The organism is Oceanimonas sp. AH20CE76, from assembly GCF_039654065.1.
GTDB classification, from domain to species: Bacteria; Pseudomonadota; Gammaproteobacteria; order Enterobacterales; family Aeromonadaceae; genus Oceanimonas; species Oceanimonas smirnovii.
The window spans coordinates 1,007,214-1,019,051 of record NZ_CP155481.1; the positions used below are offsets into that span (position 1 = coordinate 1,007,214).

At 53.9% G+C, this 11,838-nt stretch carries 13 protein-coding genes; 9 read left to right on the plus strand and 4 right to left on the minus strand.

What is annotated here, in order from left to right:
* The first annotated feature begins 8 nt into the window (after nt 1-8).
* From zipA to N2M06_RS04905, 4 genes are all read left to right on the plus strand, one after another.
* Entirely contained in the window at nt 9-959 is a 951-nt protein-coding gene (gene zipA / locus N2M06_RS04890; protein WP_346351792.1) for a cell division protein ZipA, read from the plus strand.
* A gap of 63 nt (nt 960-1,022) precedes the next feature.
* Nucleotides 1,023-3,056: an NAD-dependent DNA ligase LigA gene (ligA, locus tag N2M06_RS04895; RefSeq protein WP_346351793.1), complete on the plus strand. Its 2,034-nt coding sequence runs from the start codon at nt 1,023-1,025 to the stop codon at nt 3,054-3,056.
* Between the two features lie 147 nt (nt 3,057-3,203).
* Nucleotides 3,204-3,524, plus strand: coding sequence for a hypothetical protein (locus N2M06_RS04900; RefSeq protein ID WP_346351794.1), 321 nt, complete (start codon nt 3,204-3,206; stop codon nt 3,522-3,524).
* Nucleotides 3,517-3,804: a helix-turn-helix domain-containing protein gene (locus N2M06_RS04905; protein WP_317073993.1), complete on the plus strand. Its 288-nt coding sequence runs from the start codon at nt 3,517-3,519 to the stop codon at nt 3,802-3,804. The genes N2M06_RS04900 and N2M06_RS04905 overlap by 8 nt, the downstream gene beginning before the upstream one ends.
* Nucleotides 3,805-4,004: 200 nt before the next feature.
* Here the strand turns inward: N2M06_RS04905 and N2M06_RS04910 are convergent, their stop codons facing one another.
* From N2M06_RS04910 to N2M06_RS04920, 3 genes are read right to left on the minus strand one after another with little or no spacing between them, the layout of a single operon-like run.
* Complete coding sequence (locus N2M06_RS04910) at nt 4,005-4,469, minus strand: hypothetical protein (RefSeq protein ID WP_346351795.1); 465 nt, start codon at nt 4,467-4,469, stop codon at nt 4,005-4,007.
* On the minus strand, nt 4,466-4,771 hold the full coding sequence (locus N2M06_RS04915) for a nucleotidyltransferase domain-containing protein (RefSeq protein ID WP_346351796.1): 306 nt from the start codon (nt 4,769-4,771) through the stop codon (nt 4,466-4,468). Before N2M06_RS04915 ends, N2M06_RS04910 begins: the two co-directional genes overlap by 4 nt.
* A 3-nt stretch (nt 4,772-4,774) precedes the next feature.
* Complete coding sequence (locus N2M06_RS04920; RefSeq protein ID WP_346351797.1) at nt 4,775-6,334, minus strand: ATP-binding protein; 1,560 nt, start codon at nt 6,332-6,334, stop codon at nt 4,775-4,777.
* A 217-nt stretch (nt 6,335-6,551) separates the two neighbouring features.
* Here N2M06_RS04920 and N2M06_RS04925 point away from each other — a divergent pair, with 217 nt between their 5' ends.
* Nucleotides 6,552-6,869, plus strand: a complete 318-nt coding sequence (locus N2M06_RS04925) for a helix-turn-helix transcriptional regulator (protein WP_346351798.1) — start codon at nt 6,552-6,554, stop codon at nt 6,867-6,869.
* 117 nt (nt 6,870-6,986) lie between these two features.
* Here the strand turns inward: N2M06_RS04925 and N2M06_RS04930 are convergent, their stop codons facing one another.
* Nucleotides 6,987-8,168 carry a transposase gene (locus N2M06_RS04930; RefSeq protein ID WP_346351799.1) on the minus strand — a complete coding sequence of 394 codons (1,182 nt, stop codon included), beginning with the start codon at nt 8,166-8,168 and terminating at the stop codon, nt 6,987-6,989.
* A gap of 60 nt (nt 8,169-8,228) precedes the next feature.
* Here N2M06_RS04930 and tnpA point away from each other — a divergent pair, with 60 nt between their 5' ends.
* The 4 genes from tnpA (at nt 8,229) to N2M06_RS04950 (ending at nt 11,821) form a co-directional block, all read left to right on the plus strand.
* Nucleotides 8,229-8,642, plus strand: coding sequence for an IS200/IS605 family transposase (gene tnpA / locus N2M06_RS04935; RefSeq protein WP_346352153.1), 414 nt, complete (start codon nt 8,229-8,231; stop codon nt 8,640-8,642).
* Between the two features lie 74 nt (nt 8,643-8,716).
* Entirely contained in the window at nt 8,717-9,622 is a 906-nt protein-coding gene (locus N2M06_RS04940) for a HipA domain-containing protein (RefSeq protein WP_346351800.1), read from the plus strand.
* Nucleotides 9,623-9,756: 134 nt separating this feature from the next.
* A complete protein-coding gene (locus tag N2M06_RS04945; protein WP_346351801.1) occupies nt 9,757-11,097 on the plus strand; it encodes a UDP-glucose/GDP-mannose dehydrogenase family protein in 1,341 nt (446 codons plus the stop codon).
* Nucleotides 11,098-11,122: 25 nt separating this feature from the next.
* Nucleotides 11,123-11,821: a hypothetical protein gene (locus tag N2M06_RS04950; protein ID WP_346351802.1), complete on the plus strand. Its 699-nt coding sequence runs from the start codon at nt 11,123-11,125 to the stop codon at nt 11,819-11,821.
* The last annotated feature ends 17 nt before the right edge of the window (nt 11,822-11,838 follow it).

The following is an 11,838-nucleotide window of genomic DNA, read 5'->3' on the forward strand; positions in this document are numbered from 1 at the left end:
ACACGATAATGCAGGACTTGCGAGTTATCTTGATTATTCTGGGCGCCATGGCGATTGCCGCCCTGCTGATCCATGGATTATGGAGCAGTAAAAAAGACCGTCAGCCATCCATGCGCAACAAACCCATGGGGAAGGTAGCTTCAGAGCCCGGATCGGAAGACAGTTTCGATCAGGACGGCATTGGTCAGGTGCGGGTAGTTGCCGGCCAGAAGAATGCCACGGCGGCAAAGCAAGAGCCGGCACCCAAGCGGGAAGAGCCACATTTTTCTGCGCTGGACGATGAAGATGACGAGCAGCCGGTGGTAACTGCGGAGCCCAAGCCTGTGGTACAAAACCGACAGCCCGAACCCGAGCCGGAAGATGAGTTTGATCCCCTGTTTGATGAGCCGGTTGCCAAACGTGAGCCCGCAGCGGAAGAAGCACAGGCTGATGCCGGGCCGCAAGAGCCTGAACAAACGATAGAGCAAGCGCCGCCGGCCGAGCCGGAAGTGCTGCCCGAGCCAGAGCCACAGGCCCCGTTGCGGGAAGTACCCCGCACCTGGCAGGACGTTTACGTCATCAACCTGATGGCCCGGCCGAATCAGCAGATTGACGGCAATGCCCTGATGCGCGCACTGACCAACAACGGCTTTCACTTTGGTGACATGGATATTTTTCATCATCACCAGACCCCGGCAGGGCAAGGCCAGGTGCTGTTCAGCTTGATCAACATGGTAAAACCCGGCACCTTTAATCCCAAGGAAATGACCGGCTTCAGCACCCCCGGTGTATCCATCTTTATGCAGCTGCCCCGCCCGGGCATGGCCAAAAACCAGTTCAACCTGATGGTGCAGACTGCCGAGAACCTGGCCGAAGAGCTGGACGCCCTGCTGTTTGATGTGGAGCGCTCACCGGTAAGCCCGGATTATCTGGCCCACTGTCGCGAACAGCTGCGCGACTACGACAGCCAGGCACAATAACTTACTACCTTGAAAGTCAAAGTGCGGCATCAGCCGCACTTTTTGTTTAAGCGGAACCCATTGATGAACAACGCCCACGCCCGCCTGCTCGCCCTGCGCGAACAACTCAACACCTGGAACTATCAATATTACGTGGAAGACGCGCCCAGCGTGCCCGATGCGGAATATGACCGCTGCATGCGCGAGCTGCTGGCGCTTGAAAGCGAGCACCCCGAGTGGCTGGACGCTTCTTCTCCCAGCCAGCGGGTGGGTAGCGCGCCGGTCTCGGCCTTTCCGGAAATTCAGCATGCCATGCCCATGCTCTCGCTGGATAACGTATTCAGTGAAGATGAGCTGGCCGCCTTTGAAAAACGGCTGCTCGACCGCCTGGGCCGCAGCGAGGCGCTGACCTTCTGCTGCGAGCCCAAGCTGGACGGTCTGGCAGTGAGCCTGGTGTATGAGCGAGGCCGGCTGGTGCAGGCCGCCACCCGGGGCGATGGCACCACCGGCGAGGGCATTACCGAAAACGTGCGCACCATACGCGCCGTGCCGCTGAATTTGCGTGGCCAAGGCTGGCCCGAACGGCTGGAAGTGCGCGGCGAAGTCTATATGCCCAAAGCCGGTTTTGAACAAATGAACCAGCGCGCCCTGGCGGAAGGGGGCAAGGTGTTTGCCAACCCCCGCAATGCCGCCGCCGGCAGTCTGCGCCAGCTCGACTCCAAAATTACCGCCAGCCGGCCGCTGGCCTTTTACTGCTACGGCACCGGCCTTGTGGACGGCGAGCCCCTGGGCGAGCGCCACTTTGATATTCTGCAAACCCTGAAAGGCTGGGGCCTGCCGGTAAGCCCGGAAGTAAAACGGGTGAGCGGCCGGGAAGGCTGCCAGGCTTATCACGACGATATTCTGGCGCGGCGGGATCAGCTGCCCTACGAAATAGACGGCGTGGTCTACAAGGTAGACGAGCTGGCGCTGCAGGCTGAGCTGGGCTTTGTAGCCCGGGCACCGCGCTGGGCCACCGCACACAAGTTTCCGGCCCAGGAAGAGCTGACCGAGCTGCTGAACGTGGAGTTTCAGGTAGGCCGCACCGGTGCCATAACCCCGGTGGCCAAGCTCAAGCCCGTATCGGTAGCGGGGGTGACCGTGTCCAACGCCACTCTGCACAATGCCGATGAAATTGCCCGTCTGGGAGTAAAAATTGGCGATACCGTGATTATTCGCCGCGCCGGTGACGTGATCCCTCAGGTGGTGGGCGTGGTGCTTGAGCGCCGCCCCGACACGGCGCGAGAGATAACCTTTCCCGCTCAGTGCCCTGTGTGTGACTCCGACATAGAACGCATTGAAGGCGAAGCCGTGGCCCGCTGCACCGGCGGGCTTATTTGCGCCGCTCAGCGCAAAGAGGCGTTACGTCATTTTGCTTCTCGTAAGGCACTGGATATAGAAGGCCTGGGCACCAAACTGGTGGAGCAGCTGGTAGACCATGAGCTGGTAAAGACCCCGGCGGATTTGTTTCACCTCGATCAGCACACCCTGATGGGGCTGGAGCGCATGGGCGAGAAGTCGGCGGCCAAACTGCTGGCCGCCTTTGACAAGGCGCGCACCACCACGCTGCCACGCTTTCTCTATGCCCTGGGCATTCGTGAAGTGGGTGAGGCCACCGCCAACAACCTGGCCCGGCACTTTCTGGAGCTTGAATCTGTGATGAACGCCGAGGTGGACAAGCTCATTGAAGTGCCGGACGTGGGTGAGATCGTGGCCAAGCACATCTACTACTTCTTTCGCCAGCCTCATAACCGGGAAGTGGTGGACGCCTTGGTTGCGCCCAAAGAGCAGGGCGGCTGCGGCCTGACCTGGCCGAAAATGGAAGCCCCCCAAGCCGATGCCCAGCCGCTGGCGGGCCAGACCTTTGTGCTGACCGGCACCTTAAGCCGCATGCCCCGCAACGAGGCCAAAGCCGCGCTGCAGGCACTGGGTGCCAAGGTAGCCGGCTCCGTCTCCGCCAAAACCAGCGTGCTGGTGGCCGGTGAAGCCGCCGGCTCCAAGCTCACCAAGGCCCAGGAGCTTGGGGTAACCATTATGGATGAAGACGGGCTTATTGAACTGCTGGAGCAGCACGAGTAATGGAGCGCGGGCGGCCCGCCCGCAATTTGCCGCAAAGCGGCAACCCTGGTTCTCTCTCTCGTTCCCACACTCTGCTGTTTTTCTGTGCTTGTGTTATGCAAGATTAACTCGCACAATAAGCATTAAAGTACGCCATTGACGTAGCTGATGATTTTTATCGAAACTCCGATTTTTACTGCTGATGTAAAAGAGCTGTTGCTGGATGACGAGTACCGTGCTCTGCAGGAACATTTGGCCAATCATCCTCAGGCCGGCCCGGTGATTCAGGACACTGGCGGGCTCAGAAAAGTGCGCTGGAGCGCTCAGGGAAAGGGTAAGCGAGGTGGAGTAAGGGTGATCTACTACCACGTTAGTGCCGACAGCCAGATCAGGATGATACTAATCTACAAAAAAGGCATACAAGACGATTTAACACCAGAGCAGAAGAAGGTTCTGCGTACTATCAACGAGGGGTGGAGTCATGGATAACGAATTGTTTGGCCGCCTGGTCGAGAGCATGACCCAGATGGGTGAAATTGTTAAAGGGGAGCGTCAGCCTTCCCGTGAAAGGGTGGTAGATGCCGTCAAGGTCAAGGCTATTCGCAAGAATACCGGCCTGACCCAGCAGCGCTTTGCCAAACTGATTGATGTAAATGTGGGTACATTGCGTAACTGGGAGCAGGGCCGGCGTGAGCCCACCGGGCCCGCCAAGGCTTTGCTACGGGCCATTGAGCGCGACCCCAAGCATGTGCTTAAGGCTTTGTCCTGAATTTCACCTCAATCGTTTCTTGCTTAAAGGCCACCACCTGTCGCTGCTCGCGGTAGAACTACGGGCAACCTGTAGGCCCCAATTTATTGGGGCAGGATATGAAGAGTTCGCCACCATTGCTGAATAAATCAGGGGGGGGCATCACCCCGTCATTCCGGCCTTTGAGCCGGAATCCATGCCATATGCACCGTTAAAATTATTTAAAGATAACCCTCGGCAAATTTCTCTGCGCTTTCCAGAATATTCAACAGTTGCTTTGCCATATCAAAGGCTTTGGTCAGCAGGTTGGCCTGTATTTCGCTGTCCTGCGGATAGTCATGGGCGAACTGATTACGCATTTCTCTTAATGCCAGCCAGCACTGAACGCTTTCGATAGCGCCTATTTTTTCCAGCCGGTTAAGCTTGTCGATAAAGGTGTTCAGCGCGCCTTGCTCCTTGGTCAGCTCCAGTATGCCCGGCAGCAGCTTCGCTCCCATGGCATCCTGCAGCTTGGAGAAACGCACAATAAACTGATCCATAACCGCCAGATCCACGGCGCTCAGGCTACCAAGTTTTTCGGTAGTAAAAGGATACAAAGGTGCCAGAGTTTGCATGGCCCAGCGCAATCGTTCTGCGTGAGTATGGCAGATGTCTAAACAGCCTTTAAATGCTTCCTGAGTATTCACTTAAGCTCCACTCCATTCTCTTTGGCCACATCATAAATCGCCAGCTGAGGGCCGGCGAACCGGTTGATCACCAAATCGATTTTTTGCTCACCCAGCTGCCGGTAAATGTCCACCATGGCAGCAATGCGGGCATCCACAATGCCGGCCGGGCTTTGCACTTCCGGCTCGATATAAAGGTCGATATCGCCACCCCTGGCGTTATCATCCACGCGTGAGCCAAACAGCCAGATCCGGCTTTGCTCACCGAAGTGTTTTTTCAGTGCCTGGCATATCAGCACTTGCTGTTGTTCAGATAAACGCATTGGCTATCTCACCTCAATCGTTTCTTGCTCAAACGCCACCACCTGGCGCTGCTCGCGGGAGAACTCCACCCCAATTAAATGAATGGGCTGGCTCGAGGCCCGGTATTTTTCTGCATAGCCTCTGTCTTTCAGCTGCTGCAGGGCGCTACCTTCGGGCACCTGCTCAACCACCTTGAACTCAAACAGATAAACATGACCGTTAAACTCCAGCGTCATGTCCACCTTGCCGGCATTGGAGGCATCTTCCACCGTTATCCTGAATCCCAGTGCCGCCATATGGCTGTAAAACACGCTGGCATAATGCCCCTCGTAACGGGCAATAGGGTTGTTGCGATACCAGTCGTGGGGCAGGGCAGCGAACAGCGAACGAAAGTGCTGCTCCAGGCCGGTGAAGTCGTTGTTTCTCAACAAGCCGGGCAGAGTAATTAACAGATCGTCGGTAAACATGTTCTCTGCCCCGAGCGCCGGCAACAACGCTTCGTTAAGGCTGGTCTCAACCTCCAGGTTGGGAAAACCCAGCTGATAGACGGTTCGTCCGGGTAACAGCTCTTCGGCTTTTTTAATGGTGAGATAACCGGTCTGGAACATCAGGGCTTCGGTGCTGATATTGTTCACGTCAAAACGGGACAGCAGCGCTTCCCGGGCGTTCATCCGGCTGAGCTGCGGGCTGTAAAGCCCTCGCTCCGCCAGCACATTGATCAAAAAGGTGGGGGTGGCGGTTTCAAACCAGTAAGGGCGAAACTCGCGCTTTTGCAGCAATAGCAGCACATCAAAAGGGTTGTATACCGACTCGCCGCCCCAGTTGTAGCCGTTGTACCAGGTTTTAATCTGTTCCCGGTCCAGACCCGTTAGCTCGGGGGTAAATACGGTGCTCACATCCTGCTCGGTATAACCGCAAATGGCGCTGTAGGGCGCGTCCAGGCTGATGTCGTTCAGGTTGTTCAGCCCCGAAAACAAGCTCACCTTGCTGAACTTGGAGACGCCGGTTAGCAGGCAGAAGCACAGGTGCGGATCCGCATCCTTCAGCACCGAATAGAGGTTTTTCAGCCCTTCCCTCAGTTCGGTGGCCACAGGGGCATTGGTGATGTTATCCAGAATCGGTTTGTCGTATTCGTCGATCAGCACCGCCACCTGCTCGCCATACTGCTCCTGGGTTTTGCGAATAAGCTCGGCAAACTCTGAAGAAATATCTTCCGCCTGGCCGGTGGCAACCTTCAAACGCTCACGGTTGGTGCGCAGCAGGTAACGAATGTGGGCATCCAGCTCTTCGCGGTTTCTCATCACGCCACGACCAAATCCCAGCCGGATCACCGGCCGGGGGCGAGACCAGTCCCACTTGTCGTGAATAAACAGCCCCCGAAACAAGGGCTCTCTGGCCTCAAACAGCTGGTGCAGAGTGTCGAGTAGCAGGCTTTTGCCAAAACGGCGGGGGCGGGAGAGAAAGTAGTATTTGCCCTGCTCGATCAACTGATGAATATAGGGGGTCTTGTCCACATAGTAATAGCCCCCGGAGATGATTTCCCCGAAGGTCTGTATCCCTATGGGCAACTTGCGCTTGGTCATTATGCTCTCCTGCCGGCCTGACTGGGCTTGAGTGTATCATACCCGGCCCAAAAGCCGCGCTCGCCACTTACCGCAAGCGGCACCTGTAGGCCGTGGTTTACCCGCGGCAAACCATGCTTAATCCACTAAAAACAAAAGTTACACTGCGTTGCTCTAACAATCCGTTAATTCTATAATTTTGTGAGTTAACTGACGGAAAGCAGCCTTGGGGCACACTATGTTGGATTTAAGCTTCAGTAAGCCAGGTGAGGTCGTTAAGCGGCTTTGCAAGCGCCTGCGCACAGAGCGGCTGGCGTTGGAGATGACTCAGGCGGAGTTGGCCGGGCGTGCCGGCATTGGCACCAATACCTTGTCCAACCTGGAAGCCGGGCGCAATGTCGGGTTTGAGAGTGTGGTCCGGGTAGCCATGGCCCTTGGCCGAACCAAAGAGCTTGAAGCTCTGTTCCTGCCAAAGCTGGACAGCATTGAGGACATTCGGCGCTACGAAAACAGCGCCAGGCGTCTCCGTATAAAAAGGAAGCGCGGCAATGCCTGAGCAAGTGAACGTCTTTTACGAGGGTTGGGGGGAGCGTTGACATCCTCCCCCACCTGATTCGGTGGGGGATTCCCGTTACTGGGTGCACCTAAATTACTTCAGGTGCAAGTTCCTGCTTCATTGAGCGACTAACGCCGACTCTCCACAGGCTAACAAGCGGTGTCCCCGCTCAAGAACATTTAACGCACCGACGAGATCCGCGTTGTTGGTGTAGTCACATTCGATACACTTGAAACGCGCCTGAGTCCGTCGGTTTTCCTTTGATACATGACCACAGCTTGGGCAGGTCTGGCTGGTGTGGTGGGCAGGAACCGCCACCACCATACCACCCTGCCAATGCTGCTTGTACTCAAGCTGTCTTCGGAACTCATACCAGCCTTGATCGAGGATTGATTTGTTTAGTCCTGACTTGGCTTTGACGTTCGTTCCGTGTTGCTCCACATTGCCCTTGGCTGATTTCGACATATTAGAAACACGAAGGTCTTCAATCGCAATCATTGCGTGGTTTTTGCTGATTTTGGTTGAAGCCTTGTGCAAGTAGTCGTTGCGGCAGTTGGCAATACGGGTGTGAACTTTCTGAACCTTGGCTTGTTGTTTTTTCCAATTGGCAGAGAACTTAACTTTGCGTGACAGCTTGCGCTGCTCGATAGCAAGGCGCTTCTCATGCTTACGAAAAGCATTAAGTGGTTTCAGGTACGAGCCGTCCGACAACGTAATGAAGCGGGCTATGCCTGCATCCACTCCCACGGCGGATGTTGACGGGTGAAAGGGGACGGTGACCTCTTGCTCAACCTGAAAGGCAATATACCAGTGGCCAGACTTGTGGCTGACCGTGCAGTTCTTGATGATGCCATGCACCTGACGGGATTTGCGGAACGTCAGCCACCCCAGTTTTCCGGGCAGTTTCACGCGCTTACCGTCTAGCTGACAATACTTGTTGAAGTTGACGAAGCGGATCGCGTCCTGATTTTTCCCTTTCTTTTTGAAGCGCGGCTTTTCAGCCGCCAGCGACTTATCAAAATAGCGCACCCATGCGCCGTGCAGGTCTTTCAGCTTTTGCTGCAAGTTGTCCGTATAGGCTTCCTTCAGCCAAGACAAATCATCCTGTTTTTTCCACTGCGTAATGAGCTTGTTCAGCTCAAAGGCGCTGGGGATCTTCTTGCCTTGGTCAAGTTGTTCAAGGCAGTGACGCAACCCGTGATTCCATACAAATCGGGCGTGACCGCAAAGCACAGCGAGCCGCGCCGCTTGTTCGGCGGTAGGCTCCAGTCTGTATTTGTAGGCTTTGCGTATCAACATGACAGATCAGTGTGTTTACGTATAATGAGCATATAGTAGGAAGCCAACCATAAAAGGTCAATATCAGTGTGTAATTATAATAAGAGGCGTCACAGTTGCTACTCCCTGCATCTTCACATCGTCTTTGTCACCAAATACCGGCGGAAAGTGTTTGGTACATTGCACCTGCAAAGTCTGGAAGCCACCTTCAGAGAATTGTGTGAAGGGTTTGATGCAGAGCTAAAAGAATTTAACGGAGAAAGCGATCACTGCCATCTGCTCATTGCCATGTCTCCTAAAACTCCCGGCGTGGCCAAACTGGTCAATTCGCTCAAAGCTGTCAGCTCACGCCGATTGCGCCGGGAGTTTAATGACATAGCCGGCGCGTTTGGCAAAAACGTGTTGTGGAGCAGAAGCTACTTTGCTGGAACCTGTGGCGGCGCTCCCTTGACCGTGATAAAGCAATACATCGAGCAGCAGGACAGACCCATTTAAGGTGCTACGCACCTTTGGCTATTCCCCTCCCTCCTCCTTCGGAGGGAGTACCCTAGCCATTTAGGATGGGGGCTATGACGTTTGAACCCGTGGTGCCCGAAGGGCAAACATCAGACGTCCATATTCCGCTGGCACAGCTTGCCGCTGACGTGCGGGAAGTGCTCCAGGGAGAAGGTGGCGAGTTCCTGCAGACCTTGCTGTTGGTGGGCGGCTCTCCTCAAGGTGCAAGGCCGAAGGCTCTGGTTTATCGCAATCCTGAAACCAATTCGTTTACCACCGCCGTTACGCCAGGTTTTGAAGCCTGGCTGGTTAAGTTCCCGGCCAAAGAAGAGCATGCCGAGGTGTGCGCGATTGAGATGGTCTACGCCGAGTGTCTGCGCCTGTGCGGTATCGAGACGCCGGATACGCAGTATTTCTCTCTGCCCAACGGCTTGGCGGCATTTGCCAGCAAGCGCTTTGATCGAAAGGATGGTTTGCGCATCCCCATGCAAAGTCTCGCTGCCTTTACCAGTGCCAATTACCAGACACCGGGGGTCCTGGACTATGTCAACTTTTTGCGGGCAACGCAGCTATGTACCAACGATGTGCGAGAGATGGCGCTGGCCTTTGAGCGTGCTGTTTTCAATGTTGCCTTCAATAACAGAGACGATCATCCCAAGAACTTCGCCTACATTATGTCGCAGAATGGCCGCTGGAGACTGGCACCGGCTTACGACGTGACCTTCTGCGAGGGCCCGGGTGGATATCACCAGATGGACGTGATGGGGGAGGCCCAGGGCATTTCCCGCACGCACCTGCTTCGGCTTGCCGAAGAGGCCGAGATGCCCCAGGACGTTGCCGGCAGAACAATTGACCATATTTGTGAGGTGGCCAGCCGGTTTACGGCCATCGCCAATAATATGTACTCACAGGTAATTACTCACGAGACCCTGCGCACCATCCAGGACTGCATTGACCAGAATCTTGCCCGGTTACGCTAAGGTCACTCCCGCCCCCGTGGTAACGGGGCAAATCATGCTATATGCGACACCTTTGCTTCTCTGATCTGCATCCTGCTGGCCCATTTTTTGCATTATAGAATCATCGTTTTGACACTAAATTCAAAGGCTATTTCATGAACATCACTGTTTTTGGCTCGGGTTATGTGGGGCTGGTGGCGGCGGCCTGCCTGGCCGATGTGGGGCATTCAGTGATGTGCATGGACACCAACCCCGAGCGCATTCATCGCCTTAATAACGGCCATATGCCCATTTATGAGCCGGGTCTTAAAGAGCTGGTAGCCGCCAACACAGCCGCGGGCAGGCTCATTTTCACCAGTGACACTCAGGCTGCAGTTAATGCCGGAGACATGCTGTTTATTGCCGTGGGAACGCCCCCCGATGAAGACGGCAGCGCCGATCTGCAATATGTGCTGCAGGTGGCAGACAGCATAGGCCGGTATATGCAAGCGCCCAAAATCATCGTTAACAAGTCGACCGTGCCGGTGGGCACAGCCGATAAAGTAACCGCAGTGGTATATGAGCAACTGAAAAAACGAGGCTCAAGCCTGCACTTTGAAGTGTGCTCCAACCCTGAGTTCATGAAAGAAGGCTGTGCTATAGAAGACTTTACCCGGGGGCCGCGCATTATAGTGGGCACCCAATCGGACTGGGTAAAAAACGCCATGCAGGAATGCTACGGCCCCTACAACCGTAACCGCGACAAACTCATGTTTATGGGTGTGCGCGCCGCCGAGCTGACCAAATATGCCGCCAATGCCATGCTGGCCACCAAAATCAGCTTTATGAACGAAATGGCCAACCTGGCCGAACACCTGCAGGTAGACATAGAAGAAGTACGCCAGGGCATTGGCAGCGATCCTCGCATTGGTTATCACTTTATCTACCCGGGCTGCGGCTATGGCGGCTCCTGCTTTCCCAAAGATGTGCGCGCACTGTGCCGCACCGCCGAGCAGCTTGATCAACCCAGCCAGCTGCTGCGAGCCGTTGAGGCAGTAAACGAGCGCCAAAAAACCGTCTTGTTTGAAAAGCTGAGTAATGCCTTTAACGGAGATCTGGCCGGCAAAACCATTGCCATCTGGGGGCTGGCGTTCAAACCGGGCACAGACGACATGCGTGAAGCCCCCAGCCGGGTGCTGATGGAAGCGCTATGGCAAACAGGCGCAAATGTACAGGCCTATGATCCCAAGGCCATGGATGAATGCCGGCGGTTATATTCAGCACAACTGCAATCAACCCACAACCAGAGCAAGCTCCGTTTGTGTGAGAATAAAGCAGATGCGGTAAAAAATGCCGATGCCCTGGTGATCTGTACCGAATGGAAAGAATTCAGGGCGGTGGACCTGAAGTGGCTGAAAAAAGAGCTGCGCTTTCCTGTTGTGGTGGATGGAAGGAATTTATATGAGCCTGAAAATGCTAATAGAGTAGGAGTAGCATATTTGGGAGTTGGAAGATAATTTTAATTAAAAAGAAGAGGTTTTCGTGGTAGGCGATAAAGTTATTGAGTTGGCTATAGAATGGGAGCGCATTTGGGAATCAAGGCCTTTTGAAAATAATAATGGGCTAAACTGTCAAGGAGCATTTTCTCTGTTCTACTTTTTAAGAGAGATGAACCCTAAGCCTGAGCTTGTTTTTGAAATAGGAACTTGGAGGGGTTTTTCCACTTGGATTATAAGAAAGGCTCTGCCAGGAGTTAGAGTGGTATGTAGTGATCCGATTTTAGCCAGTAGGCAATTTTTAAATCAGGATGTTTTTCAACCTGAATATAGATTGAGTGACGTGGAATATACATGGCAAGATTTTTCAAATATTGAAGTAGAGATTACTGGAGATGACAGGGAAAAAGTTGTCGTTTTTTTTGATGATCATCAACATAAAATACCTAGAATAAAGCAAGCTGCAGAGAAAGGGATAAAACATATAATATTTGATGATAATGTACCTTTTGAATATACACACGAATCATTAGAATACATTTTCCAGCAGCAACCTGATCTTAGAGATGATATCCTTTCTAACTTTCATAGATATGATGTTTTTCCATTGGTTTTTAAAAGTGATAATCCTAAATATAACAAATTGAAGAGTGTTTTTGATAAGAAGTTTATGCACATGTTGCCAGCGTTATATGAGTCGAGAGATGTATATAGTTGGGTGACAAAAATTGAATTGATGGAGTAATTAACTTTTTAAATGCA

Coding starts and splice junctions, on each gene's coding strand:
- zipA (WP_346351792.1), top strand. CDS start 9: ATGCAGGACTTGCGAGTTATCTTGATTATTCTGGGCGCCATGGCGATT.
- ligA (WP_346351793.1), top strand. CDS start 1,023: ATGAACAACGCCCACGCCCGCCTGCTCGCCCTGCGCGAACAACTCAAC.
- N2M06_RS04900 (WP_346351794.1), top strand. CDS start 3,204: ATGATTTTTATCGAAACTCCGATTTTTACTGCTGATGTAAAAGAGCTG.
- N2M06_RS04905 (WP_317073993.1), top strand. CDS start 3,517: ATGGATAACGAATTGTTTGGCCGCCTGGTCGAGAGCATGACCCAGATG.
- N2M06_RS04915 (WP_346351796.1), bottom strand. CDS start 4,771: ATGCGTTTATCTGAACAACAGCAAGTGCTGATATGCCAGGCACTGAAA.
- N2M06_RS04920 (WP_346351797.1), bottom strand. CDS start 6,334: ATGACCAAGCGCAAGTTGCCCATAGGGATACAGACCTTCGGGGAAATC.
- N2M06_RS04925 (WP_346351798.1), top strand. CDS start 6,552: ATGTTGGATTTAAGCTTCAGTAAGCCAGGTGAGGTCGTTAAGCGGCTT.
- N2M06_RS04930 (WP_346351799.1), bottom strand. CDS start 8,168: ATGTTGATACGCAAAGCCTACAAATACAGACTGGAGCCTACCGCCGAA.
- N2M06_RS04940 (WP_346351800.1), top strand. CDS start 8,717: ATGACGTTTGAACCCGTGGTGCCCGAAGGGCAAACATCAGACGTCCAT.
- N2M06_RS04945 (WP_346351801.1), top strand. CDS start 9,757: ATGAACATCACTGTTTTTGGCTCGGGTTATGTGGGGCTGGTGGCGGCG.